The 22,257-nt window shown below is 64.5% G+C and carries 17 protein-coding genes; 16 read left to right on the top strand and 1 reads right to left on the bottom strand.

The features are described from left to right. The first annotated feature begins 7 nt into the window (after positions 1-7). The 5 genes from AACH32_RS04030 to AACH32_RS04010 all read left to right on the top strand — a co-directional run bounded on the left by AACH32_RS04030 (position 8) and on the right by AACH32_RS04010 (position 7,168). On the top strand, positions 8-1,585 hold the full coding sequence (locus AACH32_RS04030; RefSeq protein ID WP_338605494.1) for a TolC family protein: 1,578 nt from the start codon (positions 8-10) through the stop codon (positions 1,583-1,585). Continuing rightward, positions 1,575-2,714 (top strand): efflux RND transporter periplasmic adaptor subunit, encoded by a 1,140-nt coding sequence (locus tag AACH32_RS04025; RefSeq protein WP_338605493.1) that lies wholly within the window; start codon positions 1,575-1,577, stop codon positions 2,712-2,714. Before AACH32_RS04030 ends, AACH32_RS04025 begins: the two co-directional genes overlap by 11 nt. 7 nt (positions 2,715-2,721) lie before the next feature. Next, complete coding sequence (locus AACH32_RS04020; RefSeq protein ID WP_338605492.1) at positions 2,722-5,832, top strand: efflux RND transporter permease subunit; 3,111 nt, start codon at positions 2,722-2,724, stop codon at positions 5,830-5,832. Positions 5,833-5,860: 28 nt separating this feature from the next. After that, on the top strand, positions 5,861-6,097 hold the full coding sequence (locus AACH32_RS04015) for a hypothetical protein (protein ID WP_338605491.1): 237 nt from the start codon (positions 5,861-5,863) through the stop codon (positions 6,095-6,097). A 90-nt stretch (positions 6,098-6,187) separates the two neighbouring features. Further along, positions 6,188-7,168 (top strand): hypothetical protein, encoded by a 981-nt coding sequence (locus AACH32_RS04010; protein ID WP_338605490.1) that lies wholly within the window; start codon positions 6,188-6,190, stop codon positions 7,166-7,168. Positions 7,169-7,240: 72 nt separating this feature from the next. On the opposite strand, the gene AACH32_RS04005 is transcribed toward AACH32_RS04010, so the two are convergent. Then, on the bottom strand, positions 7,241-7,591 hold the full coding sequence (locus AACH32_RS04005) for a ferritin family protein (RefSeq protein WP_338605489.1): 351 nt from the start codon (positions 7,589-7,591) through the stop codon (positions 7,241-7,243). A 174-nt stretch (positions 7,592-7,765) separates the two neighbouring features. On the opposite strand from AACH32_RS04005, the gene AACH32_RS04000 reads away from it, so the two are divergent. From AACH32_RS04000 to AACH32_RS20840, 11 genes are all read left to right on the top strand, one after another. Beyond that, positions 7,766-8,404, top strand: a complete 639-nt coding sequence (locus tag AACH32_RS04000; RefSeq protein ID WP_338605488.1) for a YkgJ family cysteine cluster protein — start codon at positions 7,766-7,768, stop codon at positions 8,402-8,404. A gap of 48 nt (positions 8,405-8,452) precedes the next feature. Then, the gene (locus tag AACH32_RS03995; RefSeq protein WP_338605487.1) at positions 8,453-9,526 is read left to right on the top strand and encodes a hypothetical protein; all 1,074 of its coding nucleotides are present in this window, start codon (positions 8,453-8,455) and stop codon (positions 9,524-9,526) included. Between the two features lie 21 nt (positions 9,527-9,547). Next, on the top strand, positions 9,548-12,220 hold the full coding sequence (gene polA, locus AACH32_RS03990) for a DNA polymerase I (protein WP_338605486.1): 2,673 nt from the start codon (positions 9,548-9,550) through the stop codon (positions 12,218-12,220). 21 nt (positions 12,221-12,241) lie between these two features. Further along, on the top strand, positions 12,242-12,532 hold the full coding sequence (locus AACH32_RS03985; protein WP_338605485.1) for a hypothetical protein: 291 nt from the start codon (positions 12,242-12,244) through the stop codon (positions 12,530-12,532). Further along, a complete protein-coding gene (locus tag AACH32_RS03980) occupies positions 12,529-13,362 on the top strand; it encodes an alpha/beta fold hydrolase (protein ID WP_338605484.1) in 834 nt (277 codons plus the stop codon). The genes AACH32_RS03985 and AACH32_RS03980 overlap by 4 nt, the downstream gene beginning before the upstream one ends. 72 nt (positions 13,363-13,434) lie before the next feature. Beyond that, a complete protein-coding gene (locus AACH32_RS03975) occupies positions 13,435-14,733 on the top strand; it encodes a 3-deoxy-D-manno-octulosonic acid transferase (protein ID WP_338605483.1) in 1,299 nt (432 codons plus the stop codon). Positions 14,734-14,737: 4 nt separating this feature from the next. Next, positions 14,738-15,994: a hypothetical protein gene (locus AACH32_RS03970; protein ID WP_338605482.1), complete on the top strand. Its 1,257-nt coding sequence runs from the start codon at positions 14,738-14,740 to the stop codon at positions 15,992-15,994. Next, on the top strand, positions 15,985-17,145 hold the full coding sequence (gene carA, locus AACH32_RS03965; RefSeq protein ID WP_338605481.1) for a glutamine-hydrolyzing carbamoyl-phosphate synthase small subunit: 1,161 nt from the start codon (positions 15,985-15,987) through the stop codon (positions 17,143-17,145). Before AACH32_RS03970 ends, carA begins: the two co-directional genes overlap by 10 nt. A gap of 30 nt (positions 17,146-17,175) precedes the next feature. Beyond that, the gene (locus tag AACH32_RS03960; RefSeq protein ID WP_338605480.1) at positions 17,176-18,072 is read left to right on the top strand and encodes a DUF4405 domain-containing protein; all 897 of its coding nucleotides are present in this window, start codon (positions 17,176-17,178) and stop codon (positions 18,070-18,072) included. Positions 18,073-18,227: 155 nt separating this feature from the next. Next, positions 18,228-21,488, top strand: coding sequence for a carbamoyl-phosphate synthase large subunit (gene carB, locus AACH32_RS03955; RefSeq protein WP_338605479.1), 3,261 nt, complete (start codon positions 18,228-18,230; stop codon positions 21,486-21,488). Between the two features lie 303 nt (positions 21,489-21,791). Next, positions 21,792-22,208 carry an HNH endonuclease gene (locus AACH32_RS20840; RefSeq protein ID WP_350341535.1) on the top strand — a complete coding sequence of 139 codons (417 nt, stop codon included), beginning with the start codon at positions 21,792-21,794 and terminating at the stop codon, positions 22,206-22,208. Positions 22,209-22,257: the final 49 nt, after the last annotated feature.

Here is a 22,257-nt window from a genome sequence, read left to right as displayed (position 1 = left end):
AACGGGTATGCCCAAGGTTCGAAACGCATTTTTGATTTGCCTATGCTTTTTGCTGCCCTCGGTGGCGGCGGCGGCGGACCCGCCCATCCCCAAGGTGGAAACCGGCGTCCCCCTGTCTCTGGAGGGGGCCCTGGTGCGGGGCATCGAAAAGAACCTGGACCTCAAGATGGTGCAGGTGCAGGTGCCGGCCAGCCAAGAGGAGGTGATCATCCAGGAGGCCCAGTTCGATCCTTCCCTGGACGCCTCGGCCAGCAGCGGACAGGACCGCCTGCCCAATACCTCGGCCGCCTATTGGGGAGACCAACAAGAACTGGGGGCCAACACCGCCACGGTGGGGGTGAGCAAGCGCTTCGAGACCGGCCTGCGCTCCCGGGTGGGGGTGGAGACCACGGGGGTGGACACCAACCTGGTGACCAACGAGATCAACCCGGCCTATCGCACCTACCTGGTGCTGGACTTGACCCAGCCCCTGTTCAAGGGCGCGGGCACCGAGGCCAACACCGCCAACTTGCGCATCTCCAAGAAGCAGCAGAAGCAGACCCAGTACCAGTTTCTCAACCAGGCCCAGGCCCTGGCCAACCAGGTGGAGCGCACCTATTACCTGCTCTCCCTGGCCCACGTGGTGCTCAGGCACCGCATAGAGTCGCGCCATCTGGCCAGCGGCCTGCTCCAGGGCAACCGCGAGAAGTTCAAGGCCGGGGTGGTGCCCATCACCGAGGTGCAGGAAGCCGAGACCGCCGTGGCCGCCCGCGATGAGCAGATCGTGTACGCCCAGCAGCAGATGGAAACAGTGTCCAACCGGCTCAAGGATCTGTTGGAAATCCGGGCGGGCGACCCCATGTTTCATCGCACCATCCAGCCCCAGGACCTGGCCGATCCCGGCCAGCCCTACCCCGACCTGACCCAGGCCATGAGCGTGGCCCTCAAGCACCGCCCCGACTTGTTGCGCCAAAAGGTGGAGCTGGAAAAGATGGACATCCGCCTGGCCTACCTGGACAACCAGCGCCTGCCCCAGATCGACCTGGCCGCCAGCCTGGCCATGAACGGCCTGGCCGGCACCGAAACCGAGGCGGGCACTCTGACGGGCAACCCTTACGGCGGCAGCTACGGCGACTCCTGGAACAGCCTGGCCGACGGCGACGGCTACAACTGGTTCGTGGGCCTCAGGCTCACCTATCCCCTGGGCAACCGCGAGGCCGACAGCCGCTACCGCGTGGCCGGCTGGGAGCGCAAGCGGGCCCTGTACAAGCTCAAGCGCCTGGAGGGCACCACCGAGACCGAGCTCAAAAACGCCCTGGTCACCCTGCGCCGCAGCCTGGAGCGGGTGCGGGTGGCCGAGCGCTTCCAAAACCTGGCCGAGACCAACCTGCGCCAGGAAATGCGCCGGCTGGACGAGGGGCTCTCCGATTCATTCCGGATTTTGGACTTTCAAAACAACGTCATCGAGGCCCGTATCCGCAAGGCCGTCGCCTTGGCCGATTTCAACCAAGGCCTGGCCAACCTCCACATGGCCATGGGGGACAACCTGACCCGCTTTAAAATAATTCCCAAGATGAACCCGGAGGATAAGGTCGATGCCCGCTAAAAACCGCGCCCTGAGCCTTGCCGCGCTATTGCTCTGCCTGACCTTGTCCTGGGTGACCGCCGGCTGCGGGCGGGAGGAAAAGAAGGCCCAGGTGACTACCCCCCAGGCCACGGTGGTGACCTTGGGAGAGATAACCACCCGCCGGGTGGCGGACGTGCTCAACCAGGTGGGCACCCTCAACTCGCCCAAGATGGTGACCATCCGGGCCGAGCTGGCCGCCCCGGTGGCGCAAATCCTGTTCCAGGAAGGCGCCGAGGTCAAACAAGGCCAACTGCTGGTCAAATTGGACGCGGCCAAGGTGCAGGCGGACATGAGCAACCTGGAGCAACGCATCCGCCAGCTCAAGATCCGCCTGGCCCACCAGAAGCGCAACCTGGAGCGCAACAAGCCCCTGGTGAAGGACAAGCTGGTTTCCCAGATGAAGTACGACGACATGGAAACCGAGATCGCCCTGGCCCAGGCGGCCCTGGCCCAGGCCCAGGCCGACATGGCCCGCCAAAAGGAGATGCTGGCCGATACCGAAATCAGGGCTCCCTTCGACGGGGTGGTGGGTTCCAAGGACCTTTCGGTGGGCGACTACCTCAAGATCGGGGACCCGGTGGTCAAGGTGGTGAGCCTCAACCCCCTGGAAATGGAGTTCTCGGTGCCCGAGCGCTACAAGGCCGGGATTTTCACGGGCCAGGAGGTGAGGATCTCCACGGTGGCCTATCCCGGCCGCGGCTTCACGGGCAAGGTCTCGTTCATCTCGCCGGTGGTGGACACCCGCACCCGCTCCTTCAAGGTCAAGGCCCTGGTGGACAACGCCCAGCGCCAGCTCAATCCGGGCATGTTCGGCCGCCTCAAGGTGACCGTGGCCGTCCGGGAGAACGCCCTTTGCGCCCCCTGGGCCAGCATCATCCAAACCGAAAAAGAGACCTACATCTATCTGGCGCAGGACGGCAAAGCCCGGAAAGTGGCGGTGGTGCTAGGCAAGATAGGGCGCACCTGGGCCGAGGTGGTTGATCCCAAACTCACCGCCGGGGACAAAGTGATTCTGGAAGGCAAGTTCATGGTCAAAGACGGCGGGGCTGTGCGCCTGGCGGAGAACAAGGCCCCGGCCGCCTCCCCCCAAGCCAAGACCGGAAAGTAGGTAAGCCATGTTCCTTACCGACTTTTCCATCCGGCGCCCGGTGGCGGCCACAATGATGGTCACCGCCTTGGTGGTCTTTGGTCTCATCGGCGTCACCCGCCTGGGGGTCTCGCTATTTCCCGACGTGGACTTCCCCATGGTCACCGTGACCACGGTGTGGGAAAACGCCCGGCCCGAGGAGGTGGACAACGAGATCACCGACAAGCTGGAGGACGCCATCAGCTCGGTGAGCGGCATCAAGCACATCAACTCGGCCAGCATGCAGGGCGTCAGCCGCATAGTGGTGGAGTTCGAGCTGACCAAGGACGTGGACGTGGCCGCCCAGGAGCTGCGCGACAAGATATCCACCAAGCTGCGCGAGCTGCCCGTCGAAGCCGAGGCCCCGGTCATCGACAAGCTGGACATCAACGCCCAGCCCATAATCTGGCTGGCGGTGCGCGGGCCCCAGGCCATCGAGACCCTGACCAAGGTTGCCGACGAGCAGCTTCGGCCCATGATCCAGAAGATCCAAGGAGTGGGCGAGGTGCGCGTGGGCGGGGCGCGCAAAAAAGAGGTGCACGTCTGGCTGGACCGCGACCGCCTGGCCGCCTACAACCTGGGGGTGGGCGACGTGATCTCCGCCCTCACCCGGGAGCACGTGGAGATTCCCGGCGGCAAGATCGAGTCCAAGGACAAGGAGTTTTTGATCCGCACGGTGGGCGAGTTCCCCACTCCCCAGGCCTTCAACCGCATGATCGTGGCCTATCGCGACGGTTATCCGGTGCGCCTGGAAGAGGTGGGCAGCGCCCGCTCGGCCCGCGAGGAAAGCGTGGGCGTGGCCCGCTTTACCACCAAACAGACCGGCGGCATGCGCACCGTGGGCCTGGGCATCTCCCCCCGCTCCGGGGCCAACGAGGTGGCCATAGCCCAGAAAATCCGCAAGGTCTTGCCCGAGCTGAGGCGCGTGGCCCCCGAGGGCATCATCATAGACGTGGCCACCGACACCACTATCTTCACCGAGAAGTCCATCGACGAGGTGCAGTCCCAGCTGCTGCTGGGGGCCATAATCGCCGCCTTGATCATCTTCCTGTTCCTGCAAAACCTGCGCACCACCATCATCAGCGCGGTGGCCATCCCCACCAGCATCATCTCCACCTTCGCCTGCATGTACTGGATGGGCTTCACCATGAACAACATGTCCATGCTGGCCCTGGTGACCGCGGTGGGCTTGGTCATCGACGACGCCATCGTCATGGTGGAGAACATCTTCCGCCACCGCACCGAGCTTAAGCAGGGGGCCATGGAAGCGGCCTTCGAGGGCTCCTCGGAGATCGCCTTCGCGGTGGTGGCCACCACCGTGGCCCTGGGCGGGGTGTTTTTGCCCGTGGCCTTCATGGGCGGCATCGTGGGGCGCTTCTTCTACGAGTTCGCGGTGACCCTGGCCTTTTCCGTGGCCTGCTCCACCTTCGTGGCCCTTACCGTGGTGCCCATGCTTTCGGCCCGTTTCCTCACCGTGAAGCAGACCACCAACGGGTTGTTCAACCTGTTCAACCGGGCCATGGAGGCCACCAGCAGCTTCTATCGCCACCTGATCTCCTGGTGCCTGCGCCACCGCCTGGCGGTGATGGCCATGGCCGTGGCCGCCATGGTGGTGGGCGGCGGGATATTCACCATGCTGGGCAAGGAGTTCGTCACCGCCGAGGACGAGGGGCGCTTCATGGTGCGCCTGGAGACCCCCCTGTCCTATTCCCTGGAGAAGACCGACTCGGTTCTGCACCGGCTGGAAGACGAAATGATCAAGGTGCCGGAGATCGACCACTTCTTCTCGGTGTCGGGCTATGACGGGGCCAACAAGGCCATCGCCATGGTGACCCTGACCGACAAAAAGGACCGCAAGCGCACCCAGACCGAGCTGCAGTCGGTGGTGCGCGGCCTGCTGCGCCAGCTGCCCGACGTGCGCGGCACGGTGTCGCGCATCTCCCCCCTGGGGGCGGGCTCGCGCAACGAGGACATCCAGTTCGTCATCCAGGGCCCGGACATCGACAAGATCGACCAGATCTCCCGCCAGCTCATGGAGAAGCTGGAGAGCACCCCGGGCTACGTGGGCATCACCCGCAACCTGGAGATAGGCAAGCCCGAGGTGCGCGTGAAGATAGACCGCGCCCGGGCGGCCGACGCCGGGGTGAGCGCCCGGGAGGTGGCCACGGCGGTGGCCGCCCTGTTGGGCGGGGTGAAGACGGTGGACTTCCGCGAGGGCGGCAAGAGCTACGACGTCAGGGTCAGGCTGAAGGAAAACCAACGGGTGCTGCCCCAGGACGTGCAGCGCATCTGGATGCGCGCCCGCGACGGCCAACGGTTGGACGTGTCCAGCTTCGTCACTCTGGAGCAGGGGGTGGGCCCCAACATCATCAACCGCCTGGACCGCAGCCGCTCGGCCACGGTGTACGCCAACCTGGAAGGCAAGCTCTTGGGCGAGGCCATGCCCGAGGTGCAGGCCCTGGCCGACACGATTCTGCCCGACGGCTACACCAGTGCCTTCGTGGGCCGGGCCGAGGCTTTCGCCGAGACCGCCGGTTACGTGGCCTTCGCCTTCATCCTGGCCGTGGCCCTTACCTACATGGTGCTGGCCGCCCAGTTCGAGAGCTTCGCCCATCCCCTGGCTATCATGATGGGCCTGCCCCTGTCGTTCATCGGGGCCTTTGGCCTGTTGTTCCTCATGGGCAATAGCTTCAACCTGTTCTCCATGATCGCCCTGATCCTCCTGGTGGGTCTGGCCACCAAGAACGGCATCCTGCTCATCGACTACACCAGGCAGCTCAGGGAAAAGGGCATGGACGCCCACGAGGCGCTGATAGAGGCGGGAGCCACCAGGCTGCGGCCCATCCTGATGACCGCGGTGTCCACCATCGGCGGCGTGTTGCCGGTGGTGCTGGCCCTGGGCGTGGGCTCGGAAAGCCGCCAGCCCATGGCCGTGGCCATCGCCGGCGGCATGGTCTCCTCCACCGTGCTCACCCTGTTGGTGGTGCCGGTGGTATATTCTTATCTAGACCAGTTCACCAACTGGCGCTTGGTCAAGCGGTTGCAACACCGCTTCATGGCCCCGGACGCCATCAAGCAGGCGCCGGGCAAACAGGCCTAGCAAGGCCTCTAGCGACGGGAGTGACGCGGTGGCGCGGCTTCTGAGAGTGGTGACGATCGTCTGCTCCCTGGCCACTGGCTGGTTCGCGGCCAGGGAGATATATTTGATGCTACCCGCCTGGCAAGGCGAAAGCTGGCCCTGGGTGGTCCTGGACCTCGGTTCGCTGCTCCTGGCCTTTTCCCTGGTCTTCGTGGTGGTCTATTTCGTGATGGACGACACCTGGCGGCGGTTGCTGGCCAAGAAAGAGCGACCGCCCGAATCTTAGGCGCCCAACTGGTTAGCTTGGGCCGCGTTCGGGCCTCGGGCCCGGACGCCCCAGCCCAAGAGAAAGTTGCACGCTTTGTCTAGGAAATCCTTGATCACAGCCTTGAGCATCGCTTTGCTCGCCGGCCTGACCTGGGCGATGCCGAGCCGGGCCATGGACCTGGGCGGTTGGATGGTGCCCCGCATCGGCAACCTCAAGTACAACCTGAACTACGAGGGCAGCTATTCGCCCAGCCAGGCGGTGCAGGGCCAGAACAGCGACCTGGGCTACCTCAGCAACACCGGCCGCTTTCTGGTCCCCCTGTATCAAAACCCCCGCGACGAGCTGGCCCTGCACGGCCGGGCCTCCCACATGTACATCGACTCCTCGGCGGTCTTGCCCGACAGCGGGCAAGCCTTTCCCCAGGACCTCTACGACCTGCGCCTGGGGGCCACCTACCGCCACAAGATGGAGCGGGGCTGGGTGTTTGGCGGCGAGCTGACCGTGGGTTCGCCCAGCGACAAGCCCTTCAACCAATTAGACGACACCTCCATCTCGGCCACGGCCACCCTGCTGACCCCCCAGGGCAAGGCCCACCGCTGGTTGTTTCTCATCAACTATTCCAACACCCGCGATTTTTTGCCGGGCATCCCCATTCCCGGGGTGGCCTACGCCTACATGCCCGACCAGAACCTGAGCATCCTGGTGGGCCTGCCCCTGGCCAGCGTGCGCTACAAGCCCGCGCCCAAGTGGACCTTGAGCGGCCTATACATCTACCCCAACACCGTCATCAGCAGCGTGGCCTACCGCCCCAAGCCCTGGGTGGAGGGCTTCGCGGGCTTCGACTGGACCTACCAACGCTGGTTTTTGAGCGAGCGCACCGACGACAAGAACCGCCTGTTCTTCTACCAAAAGGAAGCCAAGGCCGGGCTCAAGTTCTTCCTGCCCCATGACCTATTGCTGCGCCTGACCGCCTCTTACGCCTTTGACCGTTTGTGGTTCCAGGGCGACGACTGGAGCGACCGGGGGCAGGACCAGGTGGACCTGGATAACGGCTACGTGTTCGGCGCCACGCTCAACTGGCGCTTCTAGGCAGGCAGCGACAACGAAAGAGGCCGCGCCCTCCCCAGGGAGAGCGCGGCCTCTTTATTTCAGCCGGGTCGCTTATTTCTTCTTGGGGGCGGCCTTTTTCTTGGCGGCCTTCTTGCGGGCCGGTTTCAGCTTGGCCACCATCTCCTCCACCTCGTCGGCTCCGTTGGCCAGCCACTGCTCCTCGCCCTTGTCCAGGATCTTGAGCAGGCGCAGGAACTCGCCCGCGTGCTCCTTCTCCTCGTTGGCGATGTCTTGCAGCACCGCCGCGGCCAGCTTGTTGGTGGTGGCGTCGGCCAGGGCCTCGTAGAGATGGATGGCCTCTTCCTCGGCCGCCAAGGACAGGCGGATGGCCCGGGCCAACTCGCGGTCTTTCATCTTGCGTCCCGGTACCATTCCGGGGAAGGGATTCATGAACTCAGGCATGGTGCTCTCCTTTCGTAATGCGTGCCGGCGGGGCAGCACCTAACAGCTTGGGTATGAGCGGATCATTCTCTATCGATTATAGGCATTTTACCGGGCGGGTTCAAACCGCCGCGCTTGACGCCCCTCGGACCCTGGCCTAAAGTAACCCCACCCAGCAGCGCGAGGAACGTTTCCATGAGCCAATCGCAACCCCCGGCCGATCTAGCGGCCTTCCGCCAGGGCCTGGCCGCCCTGTGGCAGCGGGCCGACGCCGCCTTTGCCCAGGTGGCCCAATCCTTCCCCGCCGAGGTGCGCTGCGGCTCCGGGTGCGACGACTGCTGCCACGCGGTGTTCGACCTGACCCCGGCCGAGGCCCTGGCCCTGGCCCTGGCCTTTCGCCGCCTGCCCCGCAACGCCCGCCGCGAGGCTCTGCGCCGGGCCGAAAAGGCCGAGGCCCTCTTCGACCAGGTGGCCCGCCAGGCCCTGGGGCAATCGCCCGAGGAGCGCCTCATGACCTTCAGCCGGGCCCGGGTGGCCTGTCCTCTGTTGGAAAAGGGCCGCTGCCTGCTCTACGCCGAGCGCCCCCTCACCTGCCGCCTCTACGGCATCCCCGTGGCCGGGGGCGAGGAGGCCCACGTGTGCCCCCGCTCCGGCTTCGACCAGGGCGAGAGCTACCCCACGGCCAACTGGGACCTGATCCAGGCCGCGCTGGAGCCCCTGAGCGGTCTCGCCCTGGAGCTGGCCCCCCAGTTGGGCGACGAGCGCCGCGACCTGGCCCGGGTGCTGCGTTGGGCCCAGGCCCAGGCCTTGACCCTGGAAGCGCTGGAAGCCTAAGCTATCCCTAGAATTTTAAGTCGGTTGGTAAGGAGTAAGGGGGGCTAGGTGTACAAGACTGTTTTCATATTGGGCGCGGGTGCCTCGGCGGATGCGGGCGTACCGGTAATGCGGGATTTTCTTGACAGGGCACGGGACTTTTATTCCTCAGGGCAATTATTAAGAAACGAAAGAAGATACTTTGAAGACGTATTCAAAGCAATCCATGAGTTAAAGGGTGCTTCGTTTAATTCGAACTTAGACCTCAATAATATAGAAGCAGTTTATAGCGCTTTTGACATGGGGAAACTTCTGGGACAACTTGGGAGCAATACCCATAACAAAATTGAATCGTTAAATATATCCATTCAAAAACTTATCGGCATAACGATTGATCTTAGCACGACGCTTACACTCAATCCAAAAGGTAAAATAAACGTAAAAGGCCCATACCATTCATTTGTTAAAAATATCAAGCAAAAATATAAAGACCAAAACAGCTTGGTTCCATCTATAATTACGTTTAACTATGATGTGGCTTTAGACTATAGCCTACACTGTGAATATCAATCTTTTAGTTGTTGCCTTGATGAAAAGCCCGAACCTGGCATAATTCCATTATTAAAGCTCCATGGTTCGGTTAACTGGGGATTAGGAGAACATACCAATATAATAAAAAGCTGGAATATGCGGGAGTTATTACAGTCTGGCTTGGTGGGAGCACCAGATAACTTGCGTCCCGAAGTTCCTTTCATAGTTGCTCGCCACTTGCAAAATGCAAATAAAAATCCTTCCTTAGGGATGTCGGGGCCAGTGCTAGTGCCACCGACTTGGAGTAAAAATGAGCACCACGCAAAAATTGGCAGAATTTGGCAGATGGCGGCAAAGGAGTTGTCCGAAGCAGAAGCAATATACGTGATCGGATATTCCCTTCCAGAAACGGACATGTTCTTTAGATTTTTATTTGCGCTAGCAACGCATAGTGAATCAAGCATAAGAAGATTCTGGGTGTTTGATCCCTCCCAATCCGTAAAAAATAGGTTTTTATCGTTGTTAGGACCTGGTCTAAAAGATGAGCCACGTTTTCACTATGAACAATGTAACTTCATCAAAGCGATACAATATTTAAGTGAGAACATCTAGTTTTTAATAGGAGACCCAGAATTGAGTAAAAAGCCCACCCTATATCTGCTGGACGCCTCCAGCTACATCCACCGCGCCTTCCACGCCATAAGAAACCTGACCACCAGCGACGGGGTGCCCACCGGCGCGGTGTACGGCTTCGTGCAGATGCTGCTCAAGGTGTTGGACGAGGCCCAGCCCAGCCACCTGGCCGTGGTCTACGACGCCAAGGGCCCCACCTTCCGCCACAAGCTCTACGAGCCCTACAAGGCCAACCGCCCGCCCCTGGACCCGGCCCTCAAGTCCCAGATGCCCCTGGTGCGCCAGGTGGTCACCGCCCTGAACCTGCCGGCGGTGGAGATGGAGGGCTACGAGGCCGACGACCTGATGGCCACCCTGGCCCGCCAGGCCACGGAGCAGGGCTTCCAGGTGGTGCTGGTCACCGGCGACAAGGACATGTCCCAACTGGTGAATGACCGGGTGAGCATGTGGGACACCATGAAGGAGGCCCGCCTGGGCCCGGCCGAGGTGCGCGAGAAGATGGGGGTGGACCCGGAGCTGGTGGTGGACCTGCAGGCCCTTACCGGCGACAGCACCGACAACATTCCCGGCGTGCCGGGGGTGGGGCCCAAGAAGGCCAAGACCCTGCTGGAACAGTACGGCGATTTGGATTCGGTCTTGGCCGCCGCGCCGGAGATGAAAAAGTCCAAGCTCAAGGAAAACCTCCTGGCCCACGCCGAGGACGCCCGCATCAGCCGGACCCTGGCCCGCCTGGCCGACGACGCGCCGCTCAGCTTCAGCCCCGAACTGTTCGCCATGGCCCCGCCGGACCCGGAGGTGATAACCCCGGTGCTGGCCCAGCTGGAGTTCACCTCGCTGATGAAGCAGTTCGCGCCCCAGCCGGCGGCCAGCGAGGGCGACTACCGCTTGGTGGTGGAGCCCAAGGAGCTGGAGGCCGAGATCGCCAAGGCCCGCAAAAAGGGCAAGGTGTCCATCGACACCGAGACCACCAGCATCGATCCCATGCTGGCCCAACTGGTGGGCTTTTCCCTGTGCAGCCAAAAGGGCCAGGCTATCTACGTGCCGGTGGGCCACCAACTGCCGGACGGGGAAAAGCAGATGGACCGGGAAAAGGCCCTGGATCTGCTGCGCCCCCTGTGCGCCGACCCCCTGGTGGCCAAGGTGGGCCAGAACCTCAAGTACGACCACATCGTCTTGAGCCGGGCGGGCGCGCCGCTGGCGGGCATCGCCTTTGACACCATGGTGGCCAGCTATCTGCTCAACCCCGGCAAGACCTCCCACGGCCTGGCGGCCATCGCCGCCGAGTTTTTGGGGCGCAGCGTCATCCCCTACGAGGAGGCGGTGGGCGGCAAGAACCAGAGCTTCGCCTTTGCCGAGCTGGACAAAGCCACCCCCTACGCCGCCGAGGACGCCGACGTGGCCTGGCAGGCGGCCAAGGTCTTGGGCCCGCGCATCGAGGAGGCGGGCCTGGAGCCCCTGTTCCTGGATCTGGAGATGCCCCTGGTGCCCCTGCTGGCCCGGCTGGAGATGAACGGGGTCAAGCTGGACGTGGATGCCCTGGGCGAGCTGAGCAAGGAGCTGGGCGGGCAGCTCGTCGAGCTGGAAGCCTCCTGCTACAAGCTGGCCGGGCACGAGTTCAACCTCAACTCGCCCTCCCAGCTGGCCACGGTGCTCTTCGAGGAGCTGGGCCTGCCCCAGGTGAAAAAGACCAAGAAGAAGACCGGCTACTCCACCGACGTCACCGTGCTGACCATCCTGGCGGCCCAGCACCCCCTGCCCGCCGAGATCTTGAACTACCGCACCTTGAGCAAGATCAAGGGCACCTACGTGGACACCCTGCCCGCCCTGGTGCACCCGGACACCGGCCGGGTGCACACCAGCTTCAACCAGGCGGTTACCGCCACCGGGCGGCTGTCCTCCAGTGACCCCAACCTGCAGAACATCCCGGTGCGCACCGAGCTGGGCCTGCGCATCCGCGAGTGCTTCATCACCGAGCCGGGCATGGTCATGCTCAGCGCCGACTACTCCCAGATCGAGCTTCGGGTGCTGGCCCACCTGAGCCGCGACCCGCTGCTCCTCGAAGACCTGTCCCAGGGCCTGGACGTGCACACCCAGACCGCGGCGCGCCTGTTCGACGTGATGCCCGGCCTGGTGACCAAGGAGATGCGGGCGAGGGCCAAGACGGTGAACTTCGGGGTGCTCTACGGCATGAGCGCCTTCCGCCTGGCTCGGGAGCAGGGCATCAGCAACCAGGAGGCCCAGGAGATCATCAGCAAGTACCTGGGCCGCTACGCGGGCATCGCCGCTTTCCAGCAGACCAACCTGGCCTCCGCCCGGGACAAGGGCTACGTCACCACCCTGTTGGGGCGGCGGCGCTTCTTGCCGGCCATCAACTCCAGCAACCGGGTGGCCCGCGAAGGGGCCGAGCGCATCGCCCTGAACACCCCCATCCAAGGCACGGCGGCCGATCTGATCAAGCTGGCCATGCTCAAGGTGGCTGACATGATGGCCGCCGAGTTCCCCGAGGCCCTGATGATCCTGCAGGTGCACGACGAGCTGGTGTTCGAGGTGCCCGAAAAGCAGGCGGAAGCCTTCACCGAGCGGGTGCGCCAGGAGATGGAGGGGGTGTACCAGCTGGCCGTGGAGCTGAAGGTGGACATCGGCCAAGGAGCCAACTGGGCCGAGGCGCACTAGGACCGGACCAAGCGGGACCATGTGAAGAGACCGGGTACACCTGGCCTGACCGCGCCGCCCGACCAGGTGGGCCGCTTTCGCTACGGGGTGGGGCTGGTGCTGTTTTCCGTCCGTCTTTTGGTCGGCTGGGCCTCCCCATATGTGCCGGAGTTCGTGCCCGCGCCGAGCCAAAACCGCATCCTCATCGGCGCGGTTGGCGATATCATGCTCCTGGTGAGCTTGTGGCTGCTGGGTGGCGACTTCTGGGATGAGCTACGGGCGCTTTATTTGCCCACGGCGCGCATTAACCTGCCTGCGAGAGGTCAGCTATGATCGATGCCGAGATCAATTCCTTCCTCCTGCCCGATGGTGAGGTCCTTGGCGATGGCGGCCAGTACATAAAAATTGCCGGGGTCATGACCTACTACGAGGTGCACGGCGCGGGCGAGCCCCTGCTGCTGTTGATGGGCGGACTGGTCACCCTGGAGTCGCTGCACAGCCTGGTGTACGAGCTCATGCAGCACTATCAGGTCTGGGTGCCCGAGCGCCGGGGCCACGGCCGCAGCTCGGACTGCCCCCAGCCCCACTCCTACCCCCTGTACGCGGCCGACGCCGCCGCCTTCATGCAGGCTGTGGGCCTGGAGCGCGCCAAGGTGGTGGGCTGGAGCGACGGAGGCATCCTGGCCCTGTACCTGGCCCGCGACCGCCCCGAGCTGGTGGAGCGCATGGCTCTGATCGGAGCCGCGGCCCACGTCTGCGGCTATGAGGAGGCCTTCTTTAACCAGGCCAAGGCCATCACCTGGGACAATTTGGCGCCCGAGGACAAGGAGCTCTTGGCCGAACACACACCCATGGATGATGAGTACCTGCCCCGCCTGGTGGACACGGTGCGCTCCATGTGGCTCACCTCGCCCAACCTTTTGGCCGAGGACCTGGCCACCATCGCGGCCCCCACCCTGGTGCTGGTGGGCCAGCACGATCTGGTGCGCCTGGAGCACGCCCGGGACATGGTCCGGGCCCTGCCCGCCGGGCAGCTGGCCGTGGTGCCGGGGGTCAGCCATTACGGGCCTTTGGAGCGACCCTGGCTCATCAACGCCATACTCTTGGATTTTCTGGCAGGACGGCCCAGCCGGCCCAGCCCCCTGAACCCCGCGCCCGCTTGACGCGCCGGAGGCCGCCCGCTATAACTGGTGGAACCTTTTGAACATCCGGCCGGTTGCGGCCGGCGGGCGAGCATGGGCAAATCCCTCATAGCTTACAACCTGGCCCTGGGCCTGGCGGGCACCACGCTGCCCGGCCTGTGGCTGGGCTCGCGCCTGGCCCGGCGCTGGGGCGAGTTGTGGCCCCGCTTGGGGCTCTATCGCGACCAGCCCCCGGCGGGCGGCGGCCCCCGGGTGTGGCTGCAGGCGGTGAGCGTGGGCGAGGTGGCCGTGGCCCAGGCCGTGGCCCAGGAGCTGTGGGCCCGGCGGCCGGAGATAGAGCTGAGCGTCAGCTCCTCCACGGCCAAGGGCCTGGAGCGGGCGCGGGAGCTTTTCGCGGGCAAAGCTCGGGTGCTGCCCTTCCCCCTGGAGGCTCCCTGGGCGGTGGCCGGGGCCTGGCAGCGGGTGCGGCCCCAGGTCTACGCCTCGCTGGAGACGGAGCTGTGGCCCAACTTCCTGGCCTGGCTGGACCGTGGCGGCTGCGAGCTGCTGCTCTTGAACGGCCGCATCAGCCCGCGCAGCTTCCCCCGCTACATGAAGGCCCGCCCCCTGGTGGCCGGGTGTTTGGAGCGCTTCTCGTTGCTCAGCATGATCGGCCCCCAGGACGCGGCGCGGGCCGTGGCCCTGGGCGCGCCGCCGCAGCGGGTGCGGGTGGAGGGCAACGCCAAGTACGCCGGGCTGGCCCAGCGGGTGGCCGCCTTGGACCCTGCGCCCCTGGCCGCCCGCCTGGCCTTGGGCGAGGCGCCCTTGCTGGTGGCGGGCAGCGTGCGCAGCGGCGAGGAAGCGGCGGTGCTGGGGGCCTTCAAGCAAGTTTTGACCGACCACCCCGGCGCGGTTCTGGCGGTGGCCCCCCGCCACGTGGAAAAAGCCCCCCGCTGGCTGGCCGCGGCCCGCGGCATGGGCCTCACCGCCCAGGCCTGGAGCGATCTGGGACCGGACAGCCCCCGGCGGCCCGACACCCGGCTGGTGGTGGTGGACGCCATGGGCCAACTGCTCACCCTCTACGGCCTGGCCAAGGCCGCCTTTGTGGGGGCCTCGTTGGTGCCCCTGGGCGGGCAGAACCCCATGGAGCCCGCCGCCTGGGGGGTGCCCACGGCCTTTGGCCCGGACATGGCCGATTTTCTCGACGCCGCCCTGGCCCTGCAAGAGGCGGGCGGGGCGCAAACCGTGGGCGACGCCCATGAGCTGGCCGCCTGGTGGGAGCGGATGCTGGCCGCGCCCCAGGAAGCGGCGGCGGCGGGGCAAGCCGCCCGCCGGGTGGTGGGCGGCTGGTCCGGGGCGGCTTCGGCCGCGGCCGGGCACATCCTGGACGCCCTGACCCGGCAAGGAGTCTGAATTCATGGCCGCCAAGCAACCACGGCACCAACCCCAACGAGGCCCCCGGCCGCTGGTGAGCCAGGCCGACCTGAGCCGCCTGGCCCAGGGCCTGGACCCGGAGACCAAGCGGCGTCTGAGCCGGGTGGTGCGCCTGTGGGCCCGCATCAAAAGGGACGGGGGCAAGGTGGTGGTGGCCACCGGCTCGGGGCCCAACCTGCACGAGGGGGTCACCTGCATGGTGGCCGAGCTGGTGCGCCTGGGCCTGGTGGACGGGGTGCTCACCTCCAGCGCGGTGGTGGGCCACGAGATGGGCGGGGTCTTGGAGCGGGTGCGCCGGGTGGAAGGGGCCAAGCTGGGCCTGGAGCGGGCCGTGCTGCCCGCCGACGGCAAGGTGGAGGTCTCCCTGCTGGGCCCCGAGCAGTTGGCCCAGCTGGCCGCGCACACCAACCTGGACCGCGACCTGTACCGCCGCATGCTCTCCGCGCCGGGCAACGAGATCATCAAGGTGGCCGGCAACCTGGCCTATCCCACCGGCCTGTGGGTGGAGCGCATGGCCCGGGAGCTGGGGCATCTGGCCAAGGCGGCCGCCCAGCCCCTGGAGGCGGTGCTGGGCCTGGGCTGCGACCCCCTGACCATGCTGGGGGCCTGCGCCCGGCGGGGAGTGCCCTGCCTGGTCACCGTGCCCCAGCTGGTGGGCGGGGGCCAGGTGGGCCTGGCGGTGGGCGACTCCATCGGCATCTCCCAGCGCTCGGCCCGAGTGGCCGCGCTTTTGGCCTCGGCCGATCTTATAATAGAAAGCGGGGTGGCCCTGACCCAGGAGATCCACGACGGGCCCTTCGAGTTGTTCACCGGCCACGGCATGTGGGCCCGCCACGAGGGCATGGACACCTTCAGCCTGGGCTCCAAGGCCATGGTGCGCATCGATCTGGACCCCAACCTGGAGCGGGTGTGGCAGATGCAGCGCGACGCCCAGGCCGTGGCCCAGGCCATCGACCGGGGCACGCCCAAGGCCACCGGGTTCAAGGTGCCCTTCCGCATGGAGATGAGCGGCTTCGCCCGCCTGCCCGGCGCCCTGCCCCTCACCGGCGACCTGGGGGTGATTTGGCCCCTGTTGGCCAGCCGGGCGGCCAAGGCCATGGGTGTAAAAACCGACTTTGTGTGTTACAAACAAGGCACACCTCCCGGAGAGGCGGTGCGCCGGTACATCGTAACCAAGCTGAGCCCCTTGAACTACCCGCAAGTAGTTCAAGCTCTTAAGGAAAAAAGCCTGTGGCCCTAGATGCTCTACTAGTTTTGGAAGACGGCACGGCCTTTCATTGCCGCACCTTCGCCGGTTCGGGCGAGGTGGCCGCCGAGGTTTGCTTCAACACGGCCATGACCGGTTACCAGGAAGCCATCACCGACCCCTCCTACAAGGGGCAGATGCTGGCCATGACCTACCCCCTCATCGGCAACTACGGCACCAACCCCGAGGACGTGGAAAGCCGCGCCGTGCAGGTCAGCGCCTTTTTAGTCAAGGAATACCAGGAGTTTCCCTCCAACTTCCGCTCCACCCAGAGCCTCAGGGAATACCTGGAGGCCGCCGGGGTGATGGGGGTGGAAGGGCTGGACACCCGGGCCCTGACCCGCCATCTGCGCATACGGGGGGCCATGAAGGGGGTGCTGTCCACCGAGGACCTGGACCCGGTGAGCCTGGCCGCCAAGGCCCAGGCCAGCCCCGGCCTGGTGGGCATCGACCTGGTCAAGGAGGTCACCTGTCACCAGGCCTACCGCTGGCTGGACGGGGCGCCCGGACCGGATCTAAATCTTAGCGGCGAGTTAGACCCCCAGGAGCTGTGGGCCGGGGGCGAGGGCCACTTCAAGGTGGTGTGCCTGGACTGCGGCATCAAGTTCAACATCCTGCGGCGACTGGAGAAACGGGGCAACAAGCTCATCGTGGTGCCCGCCTCCACCCCGGCCGAGACCATCCTCAAGCTAACCCCTGACGGCGTGTTTCTGAGCAACGGCCCCGGCGACCCGGCGGCGGTTACCTACGTGGTGGACACCGTGAAGAACCTCCTGGGCCGCTCGCCCATCTTCGGCATCTGCCTGGGCCACCAGATGATCGGCCAGGCCCTGGGCGGCAAGACCTACAAGCTGAAGTTCGGCCACCGGGGAGCCAACCAGCCGGTGATGGACCTCAAGACCAGCAAGGTGGAAATCACCAGCCAAAACCACGGCTTCTGCGTGGACTCCGACACCATCGACGATCCCGAGGTGGTGATGACCCACCTGAACCTCAACGACCGCACCCTGGAGGGCCTGAGCCACCGCCAGGTGCCGGTGTTCTGTGTGCAATATCATCCCGAGGCCGCGCCGGGCCCCCACGACGCGGATTATCTGTTCGACCGCTTCCAGGACATGATGCAAAGCAAAGCGCCCCTGGCCTAAACCTCTGTTAGCGGGGAGCCGGCAAGCAACATGAGCACCGCACAAGCCAAATTCAGCTACCGGGGCCTGACTTCGCTGATGAGCGCGGCGGGCCTCATCGTCATGGGCCTCAGCGGCCTGGTGGCCTACCTGATGCCACATGGCCGCATAGCCTATTGGAACGATTGGCACTTCTGGGGCCTGACCAAGACCCAGTGGGGCAACATCCACATCATCAGCTCCATCCTGTTCCTGGTGGCTATGGGCTTCCATATCTACCTGAACTGGAAGCCCTTGATGAACTACCTCAAGGGCAAAGCCGCCCAGATCAAGGGCCGCAAGCGCGAGCTGTGGATCACATTGGCCGCCTTGCTGGTGGTGGTCATCGCGGGCATCAAGCCCTTCCCGCCCCTGAGCTGGCTGGTGGATTTCAACGGCTATCTCAAGGGCATTTGGGTAACCACCCCGGCCCACGAGCCGCCCTTTGGCCATGCCGAGGAGTTGACGCTTCGGGTATTCTGCAAGAAGGTGGGGCTACCGGCCGACCAGGCCCTGGCCCTCTTGAAGGAAAAAGGCCTTAAGGGGGTGTCGCCCCAGGCCACGGTCATCGACATCGCCCGGCTCAACCGGACCTCGCCCGCGGCCCTTTACGCCCTGCTGAAGCCCCTAAAAAAGCCGCTGGCGCCCGCAGCGGCAGCCGGAAAAACCTACACCGCCCAAGAGGTGGAGGAGCGTTTCGCGGGCACGGGCATCGGCAACAAGACCCTGGCCGAGGTGGCCCGGGCCGCCGGGCAGAGCGAGGCCGCGGTAAAGGCCCGGCTGCAGGCGGCTGGGCTGAGCATGGGCCCGGCCCAGACCCTCAAGGCGGCGGCGGACGCCAACGGCCTGGCTTCGCCTTTGGAGATGCTAAAGGCCATGCTGGTGGACGGCTACCGTCCCCAGCGTTAGGACAGGGCGCTATTCATAGCGCAGCGCTAGGATTACGGGCGGTGCAAAACGCCGTCCAGGGGTAAACTAATTGGTTTGAGGCACCCGCCGGACAACGAACGGGTACGGCAAGGCCTTCAAATAAAATCGCATGCCGGGAAAAGACAGCTAACGAGATGCCCAAACGCACGGACCTAAAGAAAATCATGATCATCGGCTCGGGGCCGATCATTATCTCCCAGGCCTGCGAGTTCGATTACTCAGGCACCCAGGCGGTCAAGGCGCTGCGCGAGGAAGGCCTGGAAGTGGTGCTGGTCAACTCCAACCCGGCCACCATCATGACCGACCCGGAGATGGCCGACCGCACCTATGTGGAGCCCATCACCCCCGAGGTGGTCATCGAGGTGCTGAGGGCCGAGCGGCCCGACGCCATCCTGCCCACCCTGGGCGGCCAGACCGCCTTGAACACCGCCCTGATGGTGGCCGAGACCGGCATCCTGGAGCGCCTGGGCATCGAGATGATCGCCGCCACCCCGGAGGTGATCAAAAAGGCCGAGAGCCGCGAGCTGTTCCGCGAGGCCATGAACAACATCGGCCTCCGGGTGCCCGATAGCGACATCTGCCGCGACCTGCCGGCGGTGTTGGCCTCGGCCGAACGCATCGGCTACCCGGTGGTGGTGCGCCCCGCCTTCACCCTGGGCGGCACCGGCGGCGGCGTGGCCTACAACCGCGAGGACCTGGAGCGCATCGCCGCCCACGGCCTGTCGGCCAGCCTGACCCACGAGGTGATGATCGAGGAGTCGGTGCTGGGCTGGAAGGAATTCGAGCTGGAGGTGATGCGCGACCGCAAGGACAACGTGGTCATCATCTGCTCCATCGAGAACCTGGACCCCATGGGCATCCACACCGGCGACTCCATCACCGTGGCCCCGGCCCAGACCCTCACCGACCGCGAATACCAGGTCATGCGCGACGCCTCCATCGCCATCATGCGCGAGATCGGGGTGGAGACCGGCGGCTCCAACGTGCAGTTCGCCATCAACCCGGCCGACGGCGACCTGGTGGTGATCGAGATGAACCCCCGGGTGAGCCGTTCCAGCGCCCTGGCCAGCAAGGCCACCGGCTTCCCCATCGCCAAGATGGCCGCCAAGCTGGCCATCGGCTACACCCTGGACGAGTTGCCCAACGACATCACCAAGGAGACCATGGCCTCCTTCGAGCCCACCATCGACTACTGCGTGGTCAAGGCTCCCCGCTGGGCCTTTGAGAAGTTCCCCGGGGCCGAAGACGTGCTCACCACGGCCATGAAGAGCGTGGGCGAGACCATGGCCATCGGGCGCACCTTCAAGGAGGCCCTGCAAAAGGGCCTTCGGGGCCTGGAGATCGGCCGGGCCGGCCTGTTGGGCGACGGCAAGGACCCGGCCCCCGAGCGGGCCGAGATGGCCCCGGACAAGCTGCGCCAGCTGGTGGCCAAGCCCTCCAGCACCCGCATCTTCTGGGTGGCCCAGGCCATGAAGCAGGGCATGGGCCTGGAGGAGTTGCACCAGCTCACCGCCATCGACCCCTGGTTCTTGTATAACATCCAGCAGATCGTGGATTTCCAGGGCGAGTTGGAGAGCCACCGCCCCTGGGGCGGGCTCAAGAACTCCTTGAAAGAGCTGGACACCGGCACCATGCGCCGGGCCAAGCAGATGGGCTTCAGCGACCGCCAGATCGCCCACGCCCTGGCCTCGGACGAGGACACGGTGCGCGACCGGCGCCTGGAGCTGGGCATCCACCACACTTACAAGCTGGTGGACACCTGCGCCGCCGAGTTCGAGGCCTACACCCCCTATTTCTACGGCACCTACGAGACCGAGGACGAGTGCCGGGCCGAGGACAAACGCAAGGTGATGATCCTGGGCGGCGGGCCCAACCGCATCGGCCAGGGCATCGAGTTCGACTATTGCTGCGTGCACGCCTCCATGGCCCTTCGGGAGATGGGCATCGAGTCCATCATGGTCAACTCCAACCCCGAGACGGTCTCCACCGACTACGACACCAGCGACAAGCTCTATTTCGAGCCCCTGACCAAGGAAGACGTGCTCAACATCATCGCCTCGGAAAACCCCGAGGGCATCATCGTGCAGTTCGGCGGCCAGACCCCGCTGAACCTGGCGGTGCCCCTGGAAAAGGCCGGGGCTCCCATCCTGGGCACCCCGCCCGACGCCATCGACCGGGCCGAGGACCGCGACCGCTTCGTGGAGTTGCTCAAGCTCCTGAACCTGCGCCAGCCGGAAAACGGCACCGCCACCAGCGTGGAAGGGGCCCTGGCCGTGGCCGAGCGCATCGGCTACCCCGTGGTGGTGCGGCCCTCCTACGTCTTGGGCGGCCGGGCCATGGAGATCGTCTACGACCCGGACTCCCTGAGGCGCTACATGACCACCGCCGTGGAGGCCTCGCCGGACCACCCCATCCTGGTGGACAAGTTCCTGGAGGACGCGGTGGAGGTGGACGTGGACGCGGTGGCCGATTCGGCCGGCGGCGTCGTGGTGGCGGGCATCATGGAGCACATCGAGCAGGCCGGGGTGCACTCCGGCGACAGCGCCTGCGTGCTGCCCCCCCACAACCTCACCCCGGCCATGATCAAGGAGATCAAGGAAGCCTCCTACGACTTGGCCCGCGAACTGGGGGTGTTGGGGTTGATGAACGTGCAGTACGCGGTCAAGGACGGACTGCTCTATCTTTTGGAGGTCAACCCCCGGGCCAGCCGCACCGTGCCCTTCGTGTCCAAGGCCACGGGCATCCCCTGGGCCAAGGTGGCCACCAAGGTGATGCTGGGCCAGACCCTGGAGCAGCTGGGCCTCACAGAAGAGGTGGTGCCCAAGCACTACTCGGTCAAGGAGGCGGTCTTCCCCTTTGTGCGCTTCCCGGGCGTGGACCCCTGGCTGGGGCCGGAGATGCGCTCCACCGGCGAGGTGATGGGCATCGACCGCGACCTGGGCCTGGCCTTTGCCAAGAGCCAGTTGGGGGCCGGCCAGATACTGCCCACCAAGGGCACCGTGTTCATCAGCGTGAAGGACGCGGACAAACCGGCGGTGGCGCCCATAGCGGCCAAGCTGCACCGGTTGGGCTTCGACCTGGTGGCCACCACCGGCACCCACGCCTTTTTGACTAAGCAGGGCATCGAGTGCCGCCGCGTGTTCAAGGTGTCGGAAAGCCGGCCCCACGTGGTGGACGCCATGGTCAACGGCGAGATCGATCTGGTGATTAACACCACCGAGGGCAAGGGACCGGCCAGCGACGCCTATCAGATCAGGCGCACCGCCCTGGAGCGGGGGCTGGCCTATTGCACCACCCTGGCCGCGGCCAGGGCCACCGCCGACGCGGTGGAGGCCCTGCTCAAAAAAGATACCCTTACCGTAACCCCATTGCAGGATTATTACGCCGCGGGCTAGATCTTATGGGTCGATCGGAGGCAAAGCCAGGAGACATCATTTCATACCTGGAAATGTGCCAACTTGAGGGAGGCAACAGTCTTCAAAGAGGTATGAATTTTCGTCTGCGAGCAGGAATGAGCGTGATTCTCATGAGTCAACGCCCAGGAGCTCCCTACGAAGACCGCGTTGAAGACGAAGGTAAGACTTTGATTTATGAAGGTCACGACGTCCCTAAATGTGCGGCGGTGCCAGACCCAAAGGCTTTTGACCAACAGAGGCAGACTAGGACGGGCAGGCTAACCCAAAACGGTTTATTTTTCCATGCCGCCCAACGGTTCAAACAGAACCGACAGGAACCCGAGTTGGTGCGAGTTTATGAAAAGATTTAGACAGAGCATCTGGGTTTATAATGGTTTGTTTCGGTTAGTTGATGCTTGGCCAGAGACGTCTAACAGCAGAAGGACATTTAAGTTCAGGCTTGAGCTGACTGACGATGACTTTGTGTTAAGAGAGCAGCAGCCAAAAGCACGATTACCTCATGATCGATTGATTCCATCTTCTGTCAAACTCGAAGTTTGGAAGCGCGACCAAGGTAGATGTGTTAAGTGTGGTAGCGATAAGAATCTCCATTTCGACCACATTATTCCATACTCTCGTGGTGGTTCCTCACTGGTGGCTGACAACATCCAATTGCTTTGCGCAAAACATAACCTTTCCAAGCGGGACAAAATTCAGTAGCACAACGAAATGCTGGGTGTTATCTGTTGATTATCGTTGACTGTTTACA

This window comes from Desulfoferula mesophila (genome assembly GCF_037076455.1).
Lineage (GTDB): Bacteria > Desulfobacterota > Desulfarculia > Desulfarculales > Desulfarculaceae > Desulfoferula > Desulfoferula mesophila.
The sequence above is the reverse complement of the archived record's forward strand: the minus strand, read 5'-3'. Positions and strand labels throughout refer to the sequence as shown.

Excerpts from the sequence above, each read along its gene's own strand:
- carB (WP_338605479.1), top strand. The coding sequence starts at position 18,228 with ATGCCCAAACGCACGGACCTAAAGAAAATCATGATCATCGGCTCGGGG.
- AACH32_RS03980 (WP_338605484.1), top strand. The coding sequence starts at position 12,529 with ATGATCGATGCCGAGATCAATTCCTTCCTCCTGCCCGATGGTGAGGTC.
- AACH32_RS04000 (WP_338605488.1), top strand. The coding sequence starts at position 7,766 with ATGAGCCAATCGCAACCCCCGGCCGATCTAGCGGCCTTCCGCCAGGGC.
- AACH32_RS03960 (WP_338605480.1), top strand. The coding sequence starts at position 17,176 with ATGAGCACCGCACAAGCCAAATTCAGCTACCGGGGCCTGACTTCGCTG.
- AACH32_RS20840 (WP_350341535.1), top strand. The coding sequence starts at position 21,792 with ATGCCGCCCAACGGTTCAAACAGAACCGACAGGAACCCGAGTTGGTGC.
- AACH32_RS04025 (WP_338605493.1), top strand. The coding sequence starts at position 1,575 with ATGCCCGCTAAAAACCGCGCCCTGAGCCTTGCCGCGCTATTGCTCTGC.
- AACH32_RS03975 (WP_338605483.1), top strand. The coding sequence starts at position 13,435 with ATGGGCAAATCCCTCATAGCTTACAACCTGGCCCTGGGCCTGGCGGGC.
- AACH32_RS04005 (WP_338605489.1), bottom strand. The coding sequence starts at position 7,591 with ATGCCTGAGTTCATGAATCCCTTCCCCGGAATGGTACCGGGACGCAAG.
- AACH32_RS04020 (WP_338605492.1), top strand. The coding sequence starts at position 2,722 with ATGTTCCTTACCGACTTTTCCATCCGGCGCCCGGTGGCGGCCACAATG.
- AACH32_RS03970 (WP_338605482.1), top strand. The coding sequence starts at position 14,738 with ATGGCCGCCAAGCAACCACGGCACCAACCCCAACGAGGCCCCCGGCCG.
- AACH32_RS04030 (WP_338605494.1), top strand. The coding sequence starts at position 8 with ATGCCCAAGGTTCGAAACGCATTTTTGATTTGCCTATGCTTTTTGCTG.